We start from the raw sequence: 18,423 nt of genomic DNA, 5'->3' as shown, positions 1-18,423 counted from the left end.
GGTCGGGGGAGGCGGCCGCCACTTCCGGGCCGCCTACTTCGCGTCCGCGTAGCACTCCACCGCCGCCATGGTGAAGGGGAACCGCACCGGGGTCGGTCCGAAGGCGATCCGGCCGGCCGTCCCGCCCGCCTCGGCGATCGCCTCCCGGACCGCGTCGGCCTCGCCCTCCGGGCAGTGCACGATCACCTCGTCGTGCTGGAAGAAGACGATCTCCGCGCGCAGCCCCGCCCCGGTCAGCGACCGCCGCAGCGCGGCGAGCATCAGCAGGGCCCAGTCGGCGGCGCTGCCCTGCACCACGAAGTTCCGGGTGAAGCGGCCCCGGGCGCGGGCGCCCGCCGTGCTGCCGTACGACGGCTCCTCCTGGTCCCGCGGCAGCCCCGCCTCGTCGGCCGTCTCCTCGGCCGCGCCGCCCGCGGGCGGGCAGGTGCGGCCCAGCCAGGTGCGCACCAGCCGGCCCTCCTCGCCCGCGCGGGCCGCCTCGTCCACATACGCCACCGCCGCCGGGAAGCGCCGCCGCAGGGCCGCGAGATGCTTCAGGCCGTCGCCCGAGGTCTGGCCGTAGACCGCGCCCAGCAGCGCCAGCTTGGCCTGGTCGCGCTGACCGGAGAAGGCGCGGTCGGACAGCGTCGCGTACAGGTCCCGGCCGCTGCCCGCGACCTCCATCAGCCCGGGGTCGCGGGAGATCGCGGCGAGCACCCGGGGCTCCATCTGGTCGGCGTCGGCCACCACCAGCCGCCACCCCGGATCGGCCACCACCGCACGCCGCACCACCTTGGGGATCTGGAGCGCCCCGCCGCCGTTGGTGGTCCAGCGGCCGGAGACGGTGCCGCCGGGCAGGTACTCGGGGCGGAAGCGGCCCTCGCGCACCCAGGACTGGAGCCAGGCCCAGCCATGGGCGGTGTGCAGCCGGTAGAGCTTCTTGTAGCGCAGCAGCGGCTCCACGGCGGGGTGGTCGATCCGCTCCAGCTCCCAGGCGCGGGTCGAGCCGAGGGCGATGCCCGCGCGGGCGAACGCCTTGACGACCTCGGCGGGCAGATCGGGCCGCACCCGGGTGCCGAAGGCGCGCGAGACCTCGTCGGCCAGCTCGGCCAGGCGCCGCGGCTCAAGGCCGCCCGGATAGCGCTCGCCGAGCAGCTCGTCCAGCAGCTCCCGGTGGCGGTCGGCGCGCCAGGGCACCCCGGCGCGCCGCATCTCGGCGGCGATCAGCATCCCGGCCGACTCGGCGGTGGTCAGCAGCCGCATCCGGTCCGGGTGCTCGGCCGCGTCCGTACGGACCAGCTGGTCCGCGTACACCTCGAGCAGCGCGTCCAGCGGATCGGTGCCCGGCGGCAGCGGCGGCGGACCGGGCTCGAACAGCGACGGCTGGCCCCCGGCCGCCCGGGGCGGCGGATCCTCGGGGACGGGCAGCCCGCGCAGCCGCGCCCGGGCGGCGGCGAGCGAACGCGGTGCGCCCGAGCGCCCCTCATGGCCGAGGAGCAGCGCCTCGGCCGCCTCGATGTCATAGGCCCGCTCGACCCGGACCCCGGCGGCCAGCAGCCGTGGATAGACCTCGGCGGTGGACCGCCACACCCACCGGTCGGCCTCGGGCCGGGACCGCACGGCCTCGGCGATTCCGCCCTGCTCCGCCGTGACCTCGACGACCGGTCCGGCGGCCCTTCCCCAGGGGTCGAGCGGGCAGAGACGAACACCCCCGTGGTCCGTCTCCGCCGCCGCCCATCTCATGCCCGGGATTCTGGCAGGGGGGTCCGACAACGCTCCGAGGACGAGGCCGGCTCAACCCGGAGGGGGACCGGGACGTCATTCATGACGACTGCTCTTCTTCACTCCGGGCAGAAGATGTCGGGTGTCGGGTGATCATGCCGTTGCACATGGTGCACGTGCATCTGCTTGTGCATCTACCTGCGCATACGCAGATGCATTTGCCCATGCATTCGCAAAGGAACGGAGCTATGATCCCGGACAGTTGACAGCTGCACGCATGCACGAACGTGGAGAAGCCCTGTGCGCGACCACCCCTACAACGGCATGGCGGCCGCGGACCTCCGGGGAGTCGTCTGGCAGAAGAGCAGACACAGCAACTCCCAGGGGTCGTGTGTCGAGTTCGCCAAGCTGCCCGGTGGGGACGTGGCCGTCCGCAACTCCCGGTTCCCCGACGGACCGGCGCTGATCTACACCCCGGCCGAGGTCGAGGCGATGCTGCTCGGGGTCAAGGACGGCGAGTTCGACCATCTGGCGCAGGATCCGGCAGGTCTGGGCTGATCGCCGCGGACGCGCGACACTGGTAGTGGCAATCGGGGGGACCCGACCCATGTGAGACGGCGATGAACGGCTCGGTCCGCGTCGGACGTGTACTCGGGGTACCACTGCGGATGCACTGGAGCGTCCCGGTGCTGATCGTGCTGCTCGCCTACGGGCTCGGCCATGAGACGCTGCCCGCCTGGACCCCCGGCCGGACCGGCGCCGTCTACGCCGTCGCCAGCGTCATCGGCGCCGTACTGCTGATGGGCAGCCTGCTGGTGCACGAGACCGCGCACGCGGTCGCCGCCCGCAGACGGGGCGTCTCGGTGGAGGACGTGACGCTCTGGGCGCTTGGCGGCATGACCAAGATGGGACGGCCCCGCACCGCCGGGGTCGCGTTCTGGGTGGCCGTCATCGGGCCGCTCACCAGCCTGGTCATCGGCGGTGTCGCGGTCGGCGCGGGGGTCGGGGTGCACGCGCTCACCGGGTGGGGTGTGCCCACCGCCGTGCTGATCTGGCTGGGCTGGGCCAATCTGCTGCTGGGCGTCTTCAATCTGCTGCCCGCCGCGCCGCTGGACGGCGGACGGGTGGTGCAGGCCGTGATCTGGTGGCGCACCGGGGACCGGGAGCGCGCCGAGCGGGCGGCGGGGCGCAGCGGCCAGATCCTCGGGGTGCTGCTCATCGCCGCCGGCTGGGTCTCCTTCCTGCGCGGGAACAACGGCGGGCTGTGGCTCTCGCTCATCGGCCTCTTCATGGTGATCATCGCCAACGCGGAGCGGCAGCGGGCAGGGGTCAACACGGCGCTGCGCGGGGTGCGGGTGGCGGACGCGATGTCGGCGCCGGTGGCCGCCGGGGCCGACTGGCTGACCGTGGCGCGGTTCATCGACGAGGTGGCGGCCCACGCCCGGCATTCGGCGATGCCGCTGCTGGACTTCGAGGGACGGCCCAGCGGGCTCGTCCAGCTGCGCGCGCTCGCGGCGGTGCCGGTCGAGGCCCGGGACGAGCGGCGGGTGCGCGATGTGGCGACCCCGCTGGCGCGGTGCACCGTGGCCGAGCCCGGTGAGCTGCTGAGCGAGGTGCTGGAGCGGGCGCGTCCGGGTGGCGGGGCGCTGCCGGTGCTGGTGGTGGACCACGGGCAGCTCGAGGGCATCGTCACGATGCACGATGTGAACCGGCTCTTCCAGCTGCACGGCCTGGGCATCACCACGGCCCCGCCGGAGTCCACCCGCCCGTGAGGGGTGGTGGCGTCCGAGACAGGCGGCGTGCGTTTCCCTACGCGTATCCCGACGCTTCTCCCTGCGCGTATCCCTACGCGTCGGGGAGCCGGAAGACGGCCCAGACGATCTTGCCGCGCAGGGTGCCCGCCAGCGGCTGCCAGCCCCAGCCGTCCGTGAACGACTCCACCAGATGGAGCCCGCGCCCGGACTCCTCGCCGCAGCCCGCCTCACCGGCCACCGGTCCCACCTCGCTGGGGTCGCGTACGGCGCACACCAGCCGGGAGGGGCCGCGCATCAGATGGAGCCGCACCGGCCGCTCCGGCTCGCCGGTCGCCGCCGTGCCGGACAGGGCGTGCCGGAGGGCGTTGGTGACCAGTTCGGAGACGACGAGCGCCACTTCGTCGAGGAGTTCGGGGATGTCCCACTGCCGCAGGGTGGAGCCGGTGAACTGCCGGGCCCCCTTGACCGCTTCGTAGCGGGCGGGCAGGGCGCAGGAGACGGATCCGGAGACGACGGCGGGATCGATGGCAGCAAGCCCTTGCCACAAGGGTTCCAGCAGGGTCGAACCTTCGCTCCCCATGCGAGCACTCCTGCATCCGTGGCCGTGACGAACTCTGGCCAGATTTCGTACCAGCTAGCACGTGCGCACACCCTATGGTTCCGAATGCGCACGTCAGATGCAAGGGCAAATGCACGTGCACGCGGGCTGGTTGGTCCGATCCGCCGGGTTTTGCTCGGATTTATGACTCCGTACACTGGCGTGCGTCATCGGGTTGAGTAACGACGCGCCTACGGCGTGAAGCCCGATCAGTGGCAGACTTCGCCCTCAGGGGCTGCGGGGGCGCCGTTCGCAAGGATGCTTTCCGTACAGGGAGGATCGCGGAAATGGCCGCAGGCGAGTCGAGTGGATCGGTGGTGCGCCGCATCCTCCTGGGCTCTCAACTCAGGCGGTTGCGCGAGGACCGCGGCATCACCCGCGAGGCGGCGGGCTATTCGATCCGGGCTTCCGAATCCAAGATCAGCCGGATGGAGTTGGGCCGGGTGAGCTTCAAGGCGCGGGACGTCGAGGATCTGCTGACGCTGTACGGGGTCACCGACGACGCGGAGCGCGGGGCACTGCTCGGGCTCGCCCGCGAGGCCAATGTCGCCGGATGGTGGCACAGCTACGGCGATGTGCTCCCCGGCTGGTTCCAGACCTATGTCGGCCTGGAGGGCGCCGCCTCCGACATCGCCTGCTACGAGGTCCAGTTCATCCACGGCCTGCTCCAGACCGAGGGCTACGCCCACGCCGTGGTCACCCGCGGGCAGCCGCAGGCGTGCTCCGACGAGGTGGACCGGCGGGTGGCGCTGCGGCTGGAGCGGCAGAAGCTGCTGGTCTCCGAGCGCGCCCCGGCGTTCCATGTGGTCCTGGACGAGGCCGCGCTGCACCGCCCGTACGGCGGGCGCGATGTGATGTCCGCCCAGCTGCGCCATCTGGTCACGGTCTCCGAGCAGCAGAACGTGACGCTCCAGGTGATGCCGTTCGCCTTCGGCGGACACGCGGGGGAGAGCGGGGCGTTCACCCGGCTGCGCTTCCCGGAGTCCGACCTCCCCGACATCGTCTATCTGGAGCAGCTCACCAGCGCGCTCTATCTGGACAAGCGCGATGAAGTCCTCCAGTACGAGCGGGTGTTGGAGCGGCTCAGCGCGGACAGCCTCTCCCCTGAGGAGAGCCGGGATTTGCTCCGGGGGCTCCTTCGCGAAGCCTGACCCGTCAGTAGGATGACGTTCTGTCAGGATTACCCCCCACACGTGCGCGGCTGTCGGGGACCGGCACCGCGTCCTGAAGATAGGGATGGCATGTCCTACTTCTCCGAGTTGGCCCTTCAGTTCATCGATGGCGAGTGGCGCGGCGGAAGCGGTTCCTGGGACATCGTCGACTTCAACCCCTACAACGGGGAGAAGCTGGCCTCCATCACCGTGGCGACCGTCGAGGAGGTGGACCTGGCCTACCGGGCGGCCGAGCGGGCGCAGCCGGAGTGGGGCGCCACCAACCCCTACACCCGGCGGGCGGTGTTCGAGCGGGCGCTGCGGATCATCGAGGACCGGGAGAAGGAGCTCACCGAGACGATCATCGCGGAGTGCGGCGGCACTCATGTGAAGGCGGGCTTCGAGCTGCACCTCGCCAAGGAGTTCCTGCGCGAGGCGATCCATCTGGCGCTGCGGCCCGAGGGCCGCATCCTGCCGTCGCCGGTGGACGGCAAGGAGAACCGCCTCTACCGGCTGCCGGTGGGTGTGGTCGGCGTCATCAGCCCGTTCAACTTCCCCTTCCTGCTGTCGCTGAAGTCGGTGGCCCCCGCGCTGGCCCTCGGCAACGCCGTCGTCCTCAAACCGCACCAGAACACCCCGGTCTGCGGCGGCGGTCTGGTCGCCAAGATCTTCGAGGAGGCGGGGCTGCCCGCCGGGCTGCTCAATGTGGTGGTCACCGACATCGCGGAGATCGGCGACGCCCTGATAGAGCACCCCATACCGAAGGTGATCTCCTTCACCGGCTCCGACAAGGTCGGCCGGCACGTCGCGACCGTGGCCGCCTCCCACTTCAAGCGCACGGTCCTGGAGCTGGGCGGCAACAGCGCGCTGGTCGTGCTGGCCGACGCCGATCTGGACTACGCGGTGGACGCGGCCGTCTTCAGCCGCTTCGTCCACCAGGGGCAGGTCTGCATGGCGGCCAACCGGGTGCTGGTGGACCGGGCGGTCGAGCGGGAGTTCACCGAGAAGTTCGTGGCCAAGGTGGAGAGCCTGAAGGTGGGCGATCCGGTCGACCCCACCACCCATATCGGCCCGCTGATCAACGAGGGCCAGGCCGAGGCGATCACCCAGCTCGTCGACCAGACGATCGCCGAGGGCGCCACCGCGCTGGTGCGCGGGCGGACCGAGGGCACCCTGATGGGGCCGACCGTGCTCAGCGGGGTCCCGGAGGGCTCGGCGATCCTCGGCCAGGAGATCTTCGGCCCGGTGGTGACGCTGATCCCGTTCGACGGCGACGACGAGGCCGTACAGATCGCCAATGACACCGACTACGGGCTCAGCGGGGCCGTGCACACCGCCGATGTCGAGCGCGGGGTGCGGTTCGCCCAGCGGATCCACACCGGCATGATCCATGTGAATGACAGCACGGTGCACGACGAGCCGATCGTGCCGTTCGGCGGGGAGAAGCACTCCGGTCTCGGGCGGCTCAACGGGGATTCGATGATCGAGGACTTCACCACCACCAAGTGGATCTCCATCCAGCACGGCCGGAGCCAGTTCCCGTTCTGAAGCGGTGGGATGACAGGGTCGGCTCGCGGACAGAAGCTGACCGCAAGCCTCCCTAACGTCGGGTTCATCGAAGGGCGCCGCACCCGGGCGCCCTCCAGATGAGAGGCGGCAGCCATGCCCGTGATCGTGGACCCCGAGGCCTGTCAGAGCGAGTGCGGCGCGCTGCTGGCGTACCTGGACGCACAGCGCGGCGGCATCCGGCGCTCGGTGCACGGCCTGACCGAGGAGCAGGCCCGCAGCGTCCCCAGCGCGAGCGTGCTCTCGCTGGCCGGGGTGCTCAAGCACGTGGTCACGGGCGAGCGCGGCTGGCTGCGCGTCCTCCAGGGCAAGGTGGGGGATCCCAGGGACGAGATGGCCCGGTGGGAGCACACCTTCGAGCCCACCGAGGACGAGACGGTGGAGGCGCTGCTCGCCCTGTACGACGAGGTGGCGCGCGAGACCGAGGAGGCCGTACGGGCCCTGCCGTCGCTGGACGAGACGTTCGAGGCGCTCCGGCTCCCCTGGGACGAGGGCGGCACCCGCACCTGGCGCTGGGCGGTGCTCCACCTGATCGAGGAGGTGGCCCGGCACGCAGGGCACGCCGACATCATCCGCGAGACGATCGACGGCAAGGGCGCCTTCGACCTCGTCTTCGAGACGGGGGCGATGCCGGAGCCCGACTGGTCGGTCCTGGAGCGGTGATCCGCCCGGCCCGCCGACCCCCTAGCCTGGTCATCGCGGGGGTCGGGACCAGGATGGAGACGAGCGGGCGATGTCAGCGATCCGGCTGCTGGTGCTGGGGGCCGTGCGCCAGCACGGGCGGGCGCACGGCTACCAGGTCCGTAACGACCTGGAGTTCTGGGGCGCGCATGAGTGGTCCAACGCCAAACCCGGGTCCATCTACCACGCGCTCAAACAGATGGCGAAGCAAGGGCTGATGCGCGCGCACGACGTCGCGCCGAGCACGGTCGGCGGGCCGCCGCGCACCGAGTACGAGCTGACCGAGGCGGGCGAGGAGGAGTACTTCCGGCTGCTGCGGGAGGCCCTGCTGCGCCATGACCAGAAGATCGACGAGCTGACGGCCGGGGTGGGTTTCATCGTGGACCTGCCACGGGACGAGGCGATCGCCCTGCTCAAGCGGCGGGTGGCGGCGCTGGAGGAGTGGCGGGCCGAGGTGACCCGGCACTGGACGCCGCCGGACGGCACCCCCGAGCAGTGGGGCCATATCGGCGAGATCATGAAGTTCTGGGTGCACTCCGCGGACAGCGGGGCGGAGTGGACCCGTGGGCTGATCGAACGGCTCGAGGGCGGGGCGTATGTGATGGCGGGCGAGGGGGAGCGCTCGGTGGAGGTGCTGCCGGAGGGCGTCACCAACCCGTACGCCGAGGCGCCCGGCGCGGACTGACGGCCGCCCTCAGCGTTAATCAAGTTTGACTAGCCAGGTCTCGGGCAGTACCTTCCGGCGTACGTAGTCAAACTTGACTACGCGGTGCGGAGAAGAGCATGAGGGAGAGGGGAAGACCTTGGCCGACAGCGATCCCGCGATCGTCGTCGAGGGGCTGCGGAAGACCTACCGGGACAAACAGGCCCTCGCCGGACTCGACCTGACCGTCCCGCAGGGCACCGTGCACGCCGTGCTCGGCCCCAACGGCGCGGGCAAGACCACCTGCGTACGGATCCTGGCCACCCTGCTGCGGCACGACGGCGGCCGGGCCGAGGTCGCCGGGTACGACGTGCTGCGCGACCCCGACGAGGTCCGCTACCGCATCGGACTCGTCGGCCAGCACGCCGCGGTGGACGAGGAGCTGAGCGGACGGCAGAACCTGGAGATGTTCGGCCGCCTCTACCACCTGGGCGGCCGCCGTGCGGCGGCCCGCGCGGACGAACTGCTGGAGCGGTTCGGCCTCGCCGGCACCGGCACCAAAGCCGTCGGCCGGTACAGCGGCGGGATGCGCCGCAGGCTGGACCTCGCGGCCAGCCTCATCATGCGGCCGCGGATCCTCTTCCTGGACGAGCCGACCACCGGGCTCGACCCCCGGGGCCGTACGGAGGTGTGGAACGCGGTCCGCTCGCTGGTGGACGGCGGTACGACCGTGCTGCTCACCACGCAGTACCTGGAGGAGGCAGACCAACTCGCCGACCGCGTCTGCGTGATCGACGGCGGGCGGGCCATCGCCGACGGGACCGCCGACGAGCTCAAGGCCCGGCTCGGCGGCGACCGGATCGAGGTGGTGCTGCGCGACGCGGGCCAACTGCCCGCCGCCGCCTCGGTCGTGACCGCGGCGACCGGCGGCGCCGAGGTCGAGAGCGACCCCGACCGGCGGCGGCTCGGCGCGCGGGTCACCGACCGGGTGGCCGCGCTGACGGAAACCGTAAGGGCGCTGGCGGCGGCCGGGATCGAGGCGGAGGACATCGTGCTGCGCCGCCCCACGCTCGACGAGGTCTTCCTGCACCTCACCGGGGAACCGGCCACGACGGACACTGCCGAGGAGGAGACCCTCGTATGACGACCGCGACCCTCATCGACTCCTGGACCATGACCCGCCGCGGACTCGCCCACTGGGCACGGCAGCCCGTCCAGGTGGCCGTCCAACTGGTCTTCCCGGTGATGATGCTGCTGATGTTCGCCTACTTCCTCGGCGGCGGGATGACCGTCCCGGGCGGCGGCGACTACAAGGAGTACCTGGTGCCGGGCACGTTCGCGCTCACCATGGTGTTCGGCCTCGAAGGGACGATGCTCGCCATCACCCAGGACCTCAACAAGGGCGTCATCGACCGCTTCCGCTCGATGCCGATGGCCCGCTCGGCGGTCCTGGTCGGGCGCAGCGTGCTGGACATGCTCCAGTCGGCGCTCGGGCTGCTCGTCCTCCTCGGGGTCGGGCTCGCGATGGGCTGGCGCTGGCACGGCGGGCCCGGCGACGCGCTGCTCGCCATCGGGCTGCTGCTGTGGCTGCGCTTCGCGATGCTGTGGCTCGGCATCTTCCTGGGCATGGCCGCCGGGCGTCCGGAGATGGTGCAGGCCGTACAGATCCTGGTCTGGCCGGTGGGCTTCCTCTCCAACGTCTTCGCCTCGCCCGAGACCATGCCCGACTGGCTCGGCGCCCTCGCCGTCTGGAACCCGATGTCGGCCACGGCCACCGCGATCCGCGAGCTGTTCGGCAGCCCCGGGGGCGGTGGCGGCTCCTGGGCCGCGGACCACGCCCAACTCCTCGCCGTCTGCTGGCCGCTGGCGCTGATCGCGGTCTTCCTCCCGGTCGCGGTGGGGCGTTACGGGCGGCTCAGCCGCTGACGGCGGCGCCCCGGATCCGGATGCCGCGCCGGTCACACCTCCACCGGTCGTCGCCGGTTGCGGATACGGTGCAGGTATGGGGAACGACAGGTCGGGCACGGGGGCGGAGACGGTGAGCGGGCCCGGATACGCCCTGTTGCTCGCCGCCGGCCCGGCCGGCAAACAGCGACTGATGGACGCGGCCGCCGCGCTGCCCCAGCTCGCCGCCGTATCCCCGGCGGCGCTGCTGGGCACGCCCGGCGGCGCCAGCGTCGTCCAACTCGTCGACCCGGTCGACCCGCAGACCGTACTGACGCATCTGCGGACCGCCGCCGCGCACCCGGGCCCGGTGCTGGTCCATCTCGCGGGCCAGCTCACCCTCGACGCCAAACAGCGGCTGCCGCACCTGGCGTTGGCCCGTACGACGCCGAGGACCGCCCGCTACACGGCGCTGCCCTGGCACTGGCTGGCCGCCGAGCTCGGCCGACGGCCGCCGGGCAGCACCGTCGTGATCGCCGACCTGGTGGCCGACGAGACGGCCTGGCCACCGCTGAGCACCGCCGGTCCGTCCGCCCTCGCGGCCGGGCTGACCCTCTACGGCACGGTGGCACCGGCCCCGCCCAAGCGCCAGCTGGCCACGCCGGACTACAGCCGGGCGTTCGCCGGCCTCCTGCGGGCCGCCGCCGAACGCCCACCACTCGCGCTACTCCACCAGCGCGCCACCCTGGAGGCCGGACTGGGCCCCGGCCCCGAACTCCTCCTGGACGGCCCGGGACCGGGCGAGGCGTCCCCGGCCCCGGACGCGGCCCCATGGGCCGGGCAGACGGAGCAGCGCGCGCCGCTCGGGGCGACGGGGCATACGGGGCAGAGCGCGCCGCTCGGAGCGACCGGGCAGACGGGACCGGCCGGGGCAACTGGTCCGGCCGGGGCAGCCGGTCGGGCTGGGGCAGCCGGGGCAGTCGGGGCAACTGGACCGGTCGGGGCAGCCGGGCCGAGTGGGCCGACCGAGCAGGCCGAGCAGGCCGGGGCCACGGGGCGGACCGTATCGGCTGGGCAAGCCGGGCCGGCCGGGGCTACCGGACCGACCAGGCACGCGATATCGGCTGGCCAGACCGGCCAGACCGGCCAGACCGGCCAGACCGGCCAGACCGGCGCGACTGGCCAGACCGGCGCGACTGGCCAGACCGGCGCGACTGGCCAGACCGGGGCGACCGGGCAGAACTGGCCCACCGGGCAGACCGGGGCGACTGGCCAGACTGGGGCCACTGGGGCAACCGGACCGGCCGGGGCAGCGGGACCGAGCGGCCAGACCGGGGCCACCGGGCAGACCGGGACGGCTGGGCAGACCGGGGTCACCGGGGCCACCGGGGTCACCGGAGCAACTGGACCGGCCGGGTCGGTTTCGGCCTCGCTGCCGCCCATGCCGGCCGGCCCTCCCGAATCGTTTCGCCCCGCCGACCCCGTGCCGACGCCCCCATCACTGCGCCCGCCGCAGCCGACGCACGCCCCCGCGCCGCCGCCCGGATGGGCACCCGTGGCCGATCCGCTCGCCTCGACGCACGCGGCGATATTCGAGGCGGCCAACTCGGGGCGGCACAGCGAGGCGGCCTCGATGGCGGCCGCCTGGGAGCAGGAGGCGCTCCGGACGGCCGGTCCCCGGTCCGACGAGGCGATCCACTGGCTGGAGGTCCGCGCCGATCTCTCCCGTATCGCCGGGGACCCGGCCCGCGCCTGCGAGCTGTGGCTCGCGGTGGCCGACGCGCGGCTGGGCAACGGGGAACCGGCCGAGCACCCCGAGGTCGAGGGGGCCGTGGACCGGGCGCACCACCAGTGGCAGTTCGTGGTGGACCGGGCCAGGGCCGGTGCCCTCGCCCCGCTGCTGATCGAGCTGCGGGGCCGGGTGCCCGGCCGCAGACCAGGGGCGCTGGAGGCGATCCGGCGCCGGGCCGAGCTGCTCCAGGCCCCGGCCCGTACGCGCTGACCGCCTCGTCCCGGCCCGGACACGCTGACCGCCGCCGCCCCGGCACGTACGCGCTGACCGCCGCCGCCCCGCCCGTACGCGCTGACCGCCGTCGCCCGGGACCGGACACACCGGGCTCAGTGGTGGAACGCCTTGACGACTTTCCCCATGGGCGCGGGCTGTGACCGCAGGTCCGGCAGCAGCGACCCAAGGTCGCCCAGGAAGAGATCGGCGAGGTCCTCCGAGAAGCCGTTGCGGCACACCACCCGCAGTACGGACAGGTCCTCCCGATTGGGCGGGAAGGTGTACGCGGGCACCAGCCAGCCGCGTTCGCGCAGCCGCCGGGAGACGTCGTAGACGTCGAAGTTGCGGATCCCCTCCGCCGTGGTGAACGCGAACACCGGCAGCTGATCGCCGCGGCTGAGCATGGTGAAGTCCCCGAACGCCTCGATCCGCTCGGCGAGCGAGCGCGCCACATCGCGGGTCTGCTGCTGGACGGCGCGGTAGCCCTCCCGGCCCAGCCGTACGAAGGTGTAGTACTGGGCGGCCACCTGGGAGCCGGGGCGGGAGAAGTTGAGCGCGAACGTGGGCATGTCGCCGCCGAGGTAGTCGACGCGGAAGACCAGCTCCTCGGGCAGCGCGTCCGCCGTACGCCACAGCGCCCACCCCACCCCGGGGTAGACCAGGCCGTACTTGTGGCCCGAGGTGTTGATGGAGGCGACCCGCGGCAGCCGGAAGTCCCACAGCAGGTCCGGGTCGAGGAACGGCGCGACCATCGCGCCCGAGGCGCCGTCCACATGCACCGGGATGTCCAGGCCCGTGCGCTCCTGGAGGCCGTCCAGCGCCCGGCACACCTCGGCGACGGGTTCGTAGGAGCCGTCGAAGGTGGAGCCGAGGATGGCGACGACCCCGATGGTGTTCTCGTCGCACAGCTCGGCGGCGGCCTGGGGATCGAGGTGGAACCGGTCGCCCTCCATGGGCACCTGCCGCGCCTCCACCTCCCAGAAGTCGCAGAACTTCTCCCAGCACACCTGGACATTGGTGCCCATGACCAGATTGGGCCGGGCGGTGGCCGGATAGCTCACCGGGTTCCGCTTGGCCCAGCGCCGCTTGAAGGCCATTCCGGCCAGCATGCACGCCTCGCTCGACCCCGTGGTGGAGCAGCCCACGACCGCGTCCGGGTCGGGGGCGTGCCACAGATGGCCGAGCATCGTCACGCACCGCCGCTCGAGTTCGGCGGTGCGCGGGTACTCATCCTTGTCGATCATGTTCTTGGCGAGGCAGTCGGACATCAGCCGGCCCGCCTGCGGCTCCATCCACGTGGTGACGAACGTGGCGAGATTCTGGCGGGCGTTGCCGTCCAGCATCAGCTCGTCATGGACGAACTGATACGCCGTCGTGGGCGCCATCGGCTCGTCCGGGAGGCAGTGGCGCGGGGGTCTGGCGGTCATTCCGCTGACCGGATTGGCCTCGCCGTAGAGCGGATTGATGGAGAAATCGGGGCCTTCGTCGAGGTCGCGTCGGCCGAGAGTTCCTTTGTGAAGTGCCATCTTCGTTAAATTAGGGGCATTTCACCAATAAACCCCGGCCCCGCGCCGACGCATAGCCCCTACCCCGCGCTGCTGAGCGACAGCTTCGCCGCGAAGCCGAGGAACGCCGTGCCCGCGGCCGCCGAGAGCCCCGCCCGCAGTCGCCGACGCCGCCGGAAGGTGGCCGCCAGATACGTACCGCTGAAGATCAGCACCGACAGATAGGTGATGCTGAACAGCTGCGCCCAGGCGCCCAGCGCCACGAAGGACAGCGCGGGATGGGCGTAGTCCGGATCGACGAACTGCACGAAGAAGGAGATGAAGAAGAGGATGGCCTTCGGGTTCAGCAGGCTGATGACCAGCGCCCTGCGGTACGGGCGCTCGCCGTTCGCGGACCCCATGGCCGCCTCCGCGGCCCCGTCCGTACCCGGCGCCCCCGCCGCGCTCCGGGCCGCCTCCGCGGTCCCCGGACGGCGGCGCCACAGGGCCCGCGCCCCGCGCAGCATGCCCACCGCCAGCCAGGTCAGATAGCCCGCGCCCGCGAACTTGACCACCGCGAAGAGCACCGGGCTGGCGTGCAGCAGCGAGGCCACCCCGCCCGCCGACAGCGCCATCAGCACGGTGTCGCCGCACAGCACCCCGGCCGCCGCCCGATAGCCGGTACGGGGGCCGCGGCGGGCCGCGACCGACACCACATACAGCGAATTGGGACCCGGCAGCAGGATGATCAGCGCCAGACCGGCCAGATACGTCGAAAGATCGGTTATCCCCAGCACGATCGGCAGGATGACAGCGGCCCGCCGCGCCTCCCAGTCGGTTTCGCCATCCGGACTTGCACCTCACGCCACGTGAGGGAGCACCGTGGAACCCGTACCGAACAGAAAGAGAGCGGATTCGGCCATGAGCTATTCCGTGGGACAGGTGGCGGGCTTCGCCGGTGTCACGGTGCGCACGCTGCACCACTACGACGAGATCGGGCTGTTGCGCCCCGGCGCCCGCAGCGCGGCCGGGCACCGGCGTTACGACGACGCCGACCTCGACCGCCTCCAGCGGATCCTGTTTTACCGGGAGCTCGGCTTTCCGCTCGAGGAGGTGGCGGTGCTGCTCGACGACCCGGACATCGATCCGCAGGCCCACCTGCGGCGTCAGTACCAGTTGCTGTCCGACCGGATCGAGCGGCTGCGGAAAATGGCCGCCGCCGTCGAACGAGCCATGGAGGCGCGGAAGATGGGCATCAATCTGACCCCCGAGGAGAAGTTCGAGGTCTTCGGGGACTTCGACCCGGACCAGTACCAGGAGGAGGTCGAGCGGCGCTGGGGGAACACCGAGGAGTACCGGGAGTCCCAGCGCAGGGCGGCCTCGTATACGAAGGAGGACTGGAAGCGGATCCAGGAGGAGGGGGACGACATCAACAGCCGGTTTGTCGCGCTGATGGGTGCGGGGACCCCGCCGGGGTCCGAGGCGGCGATGGACCTTGCCGAGGAGCATCGGCGGTGGATCTGCCGCAGCCACTACGAGTGTGGCCATGAGCTGCACACGTGTCTGGGCCGGATGTATGTCTCGGATCACCGCTTCACGGAGAATATCGACAAGGCTGGGCCGGGGCTGGCCGTTTACCTTCGGGATGCGATCCTCGCCAATGCGGAGCGGCACGGCTACCGGGTGTCCGACGGAGCGTGACGCCTGCGGCGGGCTGCTCTCCCCTCCCCGCCCCTTCCCGCAACTGGGGCTCCGCCCCAGACCCCGCTCCTCAAGCGCCGGAGGGGCTGGAAGGCTGAACGCCGGAGGGGATGGAAGGCCGAACGCCGGAGGGGCTGGGAGGCGGGGCTTCGCCCCTAAGCAGGTCGGAGGAAGTTCGCTACGGTTCGGGCAGCGCCCCGAAGGGGCGCGGGGCCGTGTCGATGTGCGGCTCCGCCGCGCGGGCGCGACCAGCCACGACGGCGCCGCAGTCGGCCGACGACGTATCGCGGCACTTCCCGCGGAGCGCTCAGGCCCCGGGGTCCAGGGGCGGAGCCCATGGGTCGGGAAGGGGCGGGGAGGGGGAGAGCATTAGGGGATCCCTGGGCGTGGCGGTCGGGGGCGGGCTCCTGGGCGGCGGGAACCAAGGGCACGCACACGGCGTTGATAGCTTTGGGCGGCACACTGTGAAGCACACCCAGTCCGCCCCAACCCTGCGGCCGGGCCTCGCACGAGCCTGCTTCCCTCGACCCAGGAGCCTGTCACCCGTGACCACCCTCGCGCTCGGCCCTCAGTGGCTGGACCCGGACTATCTGATCGAGACCTTCGGTCTGCTCGGCGTCCTGGCCATCGTTTTCGCGGAGTCCGGCCTGCTCATCGGCTTCTTCCTGCCGGGCGACTCGCTGCTGTTCACCACCGGCCTGCTGGTGACCACCGATGTGATCAAGCAGGATCTGTGGCTGGTGTGTGTGGCCGTGGCGGTCGCAGCGATCCTCGGTGACCAGGCCGGATATCTCTTCGGCCGCAAGGTGGGGCCGTCGCTCTTCCGGCGCCCCGACTCCAAGCTCTTCAAACAGGAGAACGTGGAGAAGGCGCATGAGTTCTTCGAGAAGCACGGGCCGAAGTCGCTGATCCTCGCCCGCTTCGTGCCCATCGTGCGGACGTTCACGCCGATCATCGCGGGCGTGAGCCGGATGAACTACCGCTCGTTCATCATCTTCAACGTCATCGGCGGTGTGCTGTGGGGCACCGGCGTCACGCTGCTCGGCTCGGCGCTCGGGAAGGTCGACTTCGTCCATCAGCACATCGAGCTGATGCTGGTCGCGATCGTGCTGCTGTCGATCATTCCGATCGTGATCGAGTTCCTCCGGGCGCGCGGCAAGGCGAAGAAGGAGGCCGCCGCGCAGCCGGAGCCGCAGGGCCCCGCCGCGGGCTCCCCCTCCCAGGGCCCGGCCGCGGGTTCGCCCTTCCAGGGGCCGCAGGGGCCGCACGGGCCGCACGGGCCGCAGGGCCCGCGCGGGCGCCACGCCAAGCGCTGAGCGGGACCTTCACCAGGCTTCACATCCGTCACACACCGCCCCCACTTCCCACTCGGCGGTCACCGCCCCGCACAATGGGCTCCGGTGGCCGCCGATGTTGCATCCTTGGCTGCTGGGAAACATACGGGGAGGGCTGGTGAGGAGCGAGGAGACGTGAGGTCGGACCGTCAGCAGATGCCGCGTGCCGTGAGCGCGGCGGAGACGGACACGGGGGAGCAGCAGAAGCCGCTGTCCGACGAGGCGCACAGCGCCTTCACCCCGCCCCTGGGCGTACCCCTGCCGCCGCCGCCCGAGGACGAGCACCCGACATCGGAGTTCGCCGTCCCGGACGGGCTGACGGCGGAGGCCCCCGCCGAGCCCGAGGGCTCGGCGTTCGTGCCGCCCGCCGGGGTGAAGACCACCTCGAACAACCAGACCACCGGCGGCTTCCCCGTCATCACCCCGCCGAACGGCATCCCCGTCGTCCGGCTGACCAAGGACGCCCCCTGGCAGGACCGGATGCGCACGATGCTGCGCATGCCGATCAGCGAGCGCCCGACGCCCGAGCGCGTCGAGCGGCAGGACGACACGGGCCCGGCCGTGCCGCGTGTGCTCGACCTCACTCTCCGCATCGCCGAGTTGCTGCTCGCGGGCGGTGAGGGGGCCGAGGACGTCGAGGCGGCGATGCTCGGCGTGGCGCATGCGTACGGGCTCGACCGCTGCGAGCCGACCGTCACCTTCACCCTGCTGTCGGTCAGCTACCAGCCCTCGCTGGTGGACGACCCGGTCACCGCCAGCCGGACCGTACGGCGCCGGGGCACCGACTACACCCGGCTGTCCGCGGTCTTCCGGCTCGTGGACGACATCACCTCGCGGGACGACTTCACGCTGGAGGAGGCGTACCGGCGGCTCGCCGAGATACGCCGTAACCGCCACCCCTACCCCGGCTGGGCGCTCACCGTGGCCGGTGGCGGGCTGGCCGGCGCGGCGAGCATGCTGGTCGGCGGTGACTGGCCGGTCTTCTTCGCGGCGGCCCTCGGCGCGATGCTCGGCGACCGGCTGGCGTGGCTGGCCTCGGGGCGCGGGCTTCCGGAGTTCTACCAGTTCGTGGCCGCGGCGATGCCGCCCGCCGCGATCGGGGTGGCGCTCAGCCTCGCCGACTCCGGGCTCCAGGCGTCCGCCGTGATCACCGGTGGGCTGTTCGCGCTGATCCCGGGGCGGGCGCTGGTCGCGGGCGTCCAGGACGGGCTGACCGGCTACTACATCACCGCGGCGGCGCGCCTGCTGGAGGTCGTCTATCTGATCGTCGGCATCGTCTGCGGGGTGCTCACGGTGCTCTACGGGGGCCTCCAGCTCGACGCCAAGCTCAACCCGGAGGCGGCGCTGCGCCATGTGGAGCGGCCGTACATCCAGATCCTGGCGGCGATGCTGCTCGCGTTGACCTTCTGCATCCTGCTCCAGCAGGAACGTCACACCGTGCTGTTCGCCACGCTCAACGGCGGGGTCGCCTGGGTGGTCTACGGCGCGCTGGCCGACACCGCGGGCGTCCCGCCGGTGGCCGCCACGACCGTGGCCGCCGGGCTGGTCGGCCTCTTCGGCCAGCTGCTCTCGCGGTACAGATACGCCTCGGCGCTGCCGTACGTCACGGCGGCGATAGGGCCGCTGCTGCCCGGTAGCGCCACCTACTTCGGGCTGCTCGCGCTGGCCCAGGGCAACCTGGACCGCGGCATTCCGCACCTCACCCAGGCGGCGGCACTGGCCCTGGCGATCGCCATAGGGGTGAACCTGGGAGGCGAGGCCGCGCGCCTCTTCCTGAAGATGCCCGGCGCGGACACCGACCCCTCCGGCCGCCGCGCCGCCAAGCGCACACGGGGCTTCTGACCGGGCCCGGAAACGCGGGAGGGCGGGGCACCCGTACGGTGCCCCGCCCTCCCGGCGTGGATCTGTCGCCAACTACCGC

16 protein-coding genes are annotated in these 18,423 nt (G+C 72.0%); 12 read left to right on the top strand and 4 right to left on the bottom strand.

What is annotated here, in order from left to right; translation table 11 throughout:
• Window positions 1-33: 33 nt before the first annotated feature.
• The gene (locus ACT2CW_RS01925) at window positions 34-1,722 is read right to left on the bottom strand and encodes a bifunctional 3'-5' exonuclease/DNA polymerase (protein ID WP_445515273.1); all 1,689 of its coding nucleotides are present in this window, start codon (window positions 1,720-1,722) and stop codon (window positions 34-36) included.
• A gap of 303 nt (window positions 1,723-2,025) precedes the next feature.
• Between ACT2CW_RS01925 and ACT2CW_RS01920 the strand changes: the two genes are divergently transcribed.
• Together ACT2CW_RS01920 and ACT2CW_RS01915 are read left to right on the top strand one after the other, a co-directional pair.
• Entirely contained in the window at window positions 2,026-2,259 is a 234-nt protein-coding gene (locus tag ACT2CW_RS01920; RefSeq protein WP_164435192.1) for a DUF397 domain-containing protein, read from the top strand.
• 62 nt (window positions 2,260-2,321) lie between these two features.
• Entirely contained in the window at window positions 2,322-3,473 is a 1,152-nt protein-coding gene (locus ACT2CW_RS01915; protein ID WP_445515272.1) for a site-2 protease family protein, read from the top strand.
• 73 nt (window positions 3,474-3,546) lie between these two features.
• Here ACT2CW_RS01915 and ACT2CW_RS01910 read toward each other — a convergent pair whose 3' ends face one another.
• Window positions 3,547-4,035 carry an ATP-binding protein gene (locus ACT2CW_RS01910; RefSeq protein ID WP_445515271.1) on the bottom strand — a complete coding sequence of 163 codons (489 nt, stop codon included), beginning with the start codon at window positions 4,033-4,035 and terminating at the stop codon, window positions 3,547-3,549.
• Between the two features lie 305 nt (window positions 4,036-4,340).
• Between ACT2CW_RS01910 and ACT2CW_RS01905 the strand changes: the two genes are divergently transcribed.
• The 7 genes from ACT2CW_RS01905 to ACT2CW_RS01875 all read left to right on the top strand — a co-directional run bounded on the left by ACT2CW_RS01905 (window position 4,341) and on the right by ACT2CW_RS01875 (window position 11,980).
• The gene (locus tag ACT2CW_RS01905; RefSeq protein ID WP_414084286.1) at window positions 4,341-5,204 is read left to right on the top strand and encodes a helix-turn-helix domain-containing protein; all 864 of its coding nucleotides are present in this window, start codon (window positions 4,341-4,343) and stop codon (window positions 5,202-5,204) included.
• Between the two features lie 90 nt (window positions 5,205-5,294).
• Entirely contained in the window at window positions 5,295-6,752 is a 1,458-nt protein-coding gene (locus ACT2CW_RS01900) for an aldehyde dehydrogenase family protein (protein ID WP_445515270.1), read from the top strand.
• 114 nt (window positions 6,753-6,866) lie between these two features.
• Window positions 6,867-7,433: a DinB family protein gene (locus ACT2CW_RS01895; protein WP_445515269.1), complete on the top strand. Its 567-nt coding sequence runs from the start codon at window positions 6,867-6,869 to the stop codon at window positions 7,431-7,433.
• Window positions 7,434-7,503: 70 nt separating this feature from the next.
• The gene (locus ACT2CW_RS01890; protein ID WP_086881158.1) at window positions 7,504-8,136 is read left to right on the top strand and encodes a PadR family transcriptional regulator; all 633 of its coding nucleotides are present in this window, start codon (window positions 7,504-7,506) and stop codon (window positions 8,134-8,136) included.
• Between the two features lie 118 nt (window positions 8,137-8,254).
• Window positions 8,255-9,238: an ATP-binding cassette domain-containing protein gene (locus tag ACT2CW_RS01885; protein ID WP_164435174.1), complete on the top strand. Its 984-nt coding sequence runs from the start codon at window positions 8,255-8,257 to the stop codon at window positions 9,236-9,238.
• On the top strand, window positions 9,235-10,020 hold the full coding sequence (locus ACT2CW_RS01880) for an ABC transporter permease (protein ID WP_414084284.1): 786 nt from the start codon (window positions 9,235-9,237) through the stop codon (window positions 10,018-10,020). The genes ACT2CW_RS01885 and ACT2CW_RS01880 overlap by 4 nt, the downstream gene beginning before the upstream one ends.
• 76 nt (window positions 10,021-10,096) lie before the next feature.
• Window positions 10,097-11,980 carry a hypothetical protein gene (locus ACT2CW_RS01875; protein WP_445515268.1) on the top strand — a complete coding sequence of 628 codons (1,884 nt, stop codon included), beginning with the start codon at window positions 10,097-10,099 and terminating at the stop codon, window positions 11,978-11,980.
• Between the two features lie 116 nt (window positions 11,981-12,096).
• On the opposite strand, the gene ACT2CW_RS01870 is transcribed toward ACT2CW_RS01875, so the two are convergent.
• Window positions 12,097-13,509: a glutamate decarboxylase gene (locus tag ACT2CW_RS01870; protein WP_445515267.1), complete on the bottom strand. Its 1,413-nt coding sequence runs from the start codon at window positions 13,507-13,509 to the stop codon at window positions 12,097-12,099.
• A gap of 59 nt (window positions 13,510-13,568) precedes the next feature.
• Window positions 13,569-14,264, bottom strand: coding sequence for a leucine efflux protein LeuE (gene leuE / locus ACT2CW_RS01865; RefSeq protein WP_445515266.1), 696 nt, complete (start codon window positions 14,262-14,264; stop codon window positions 13,569-13,571).
• Window positions 14,265-14,388: 124 nt separating this feature from the next.
• Here leuE and ACT2CW_RS01860 point away from each other — a divergent pair, with 124 nt between their 5' ends.
• The 3 genes from ACT2CW_RS01860 (at window position 14,389) to ACT2CW_RS01850 (ending at window position 18,344) form a co-directional block, all read left to right on the top strand.
• The gene (locus tag ACT2CW_RS01860) at window positions 14,389-15,168 is read left to right on the top strand and encodes a MerR family transcriptional regulator (RefSeq protein WP_182472220.1); all 780 of its coding nucleotides are present in this window, start codon (window positions 14,389-14,391) and stop codon (window positions 15,166-15,168) included.
• A gap of 545 nt (window positions 15,169-15,713) precedes the next feature.
• Window positions 15,714-16,484, top strand: a complete 771-nt coding sequence (locus ACT2CW_RS01855) for a VTT domain-containing protein (protein ID WP_445515265.1) — start codon at window positions 15,714-15,716, stop codon at window positions 16,482-16,484.
• 174 nt (window positions 16,485-16,658) lie between these two features.
• On the top strand, window positions 16,659-18,344 hold the full coding sequence (locus ACT2CW_RS01850) for a threonine/serine exporter family protein (RefSeq protein WP_445515668.1): 1,686 nt from the start codon (window positions 16,659-16,661) through the stop codon (window positions 18,342-18,344).
• Window positions 18,345-18,423 lie beyond the last annotated feature (79 nt).

The organism is Streptomyces sp. NEAU-174, from assembly GCF_052665095.1.
The sequence above is the reverse complement of the archived record's forward strand: the minus strand, read 5'-3'. Positions and strand labels throughout refer to the sequence as shown.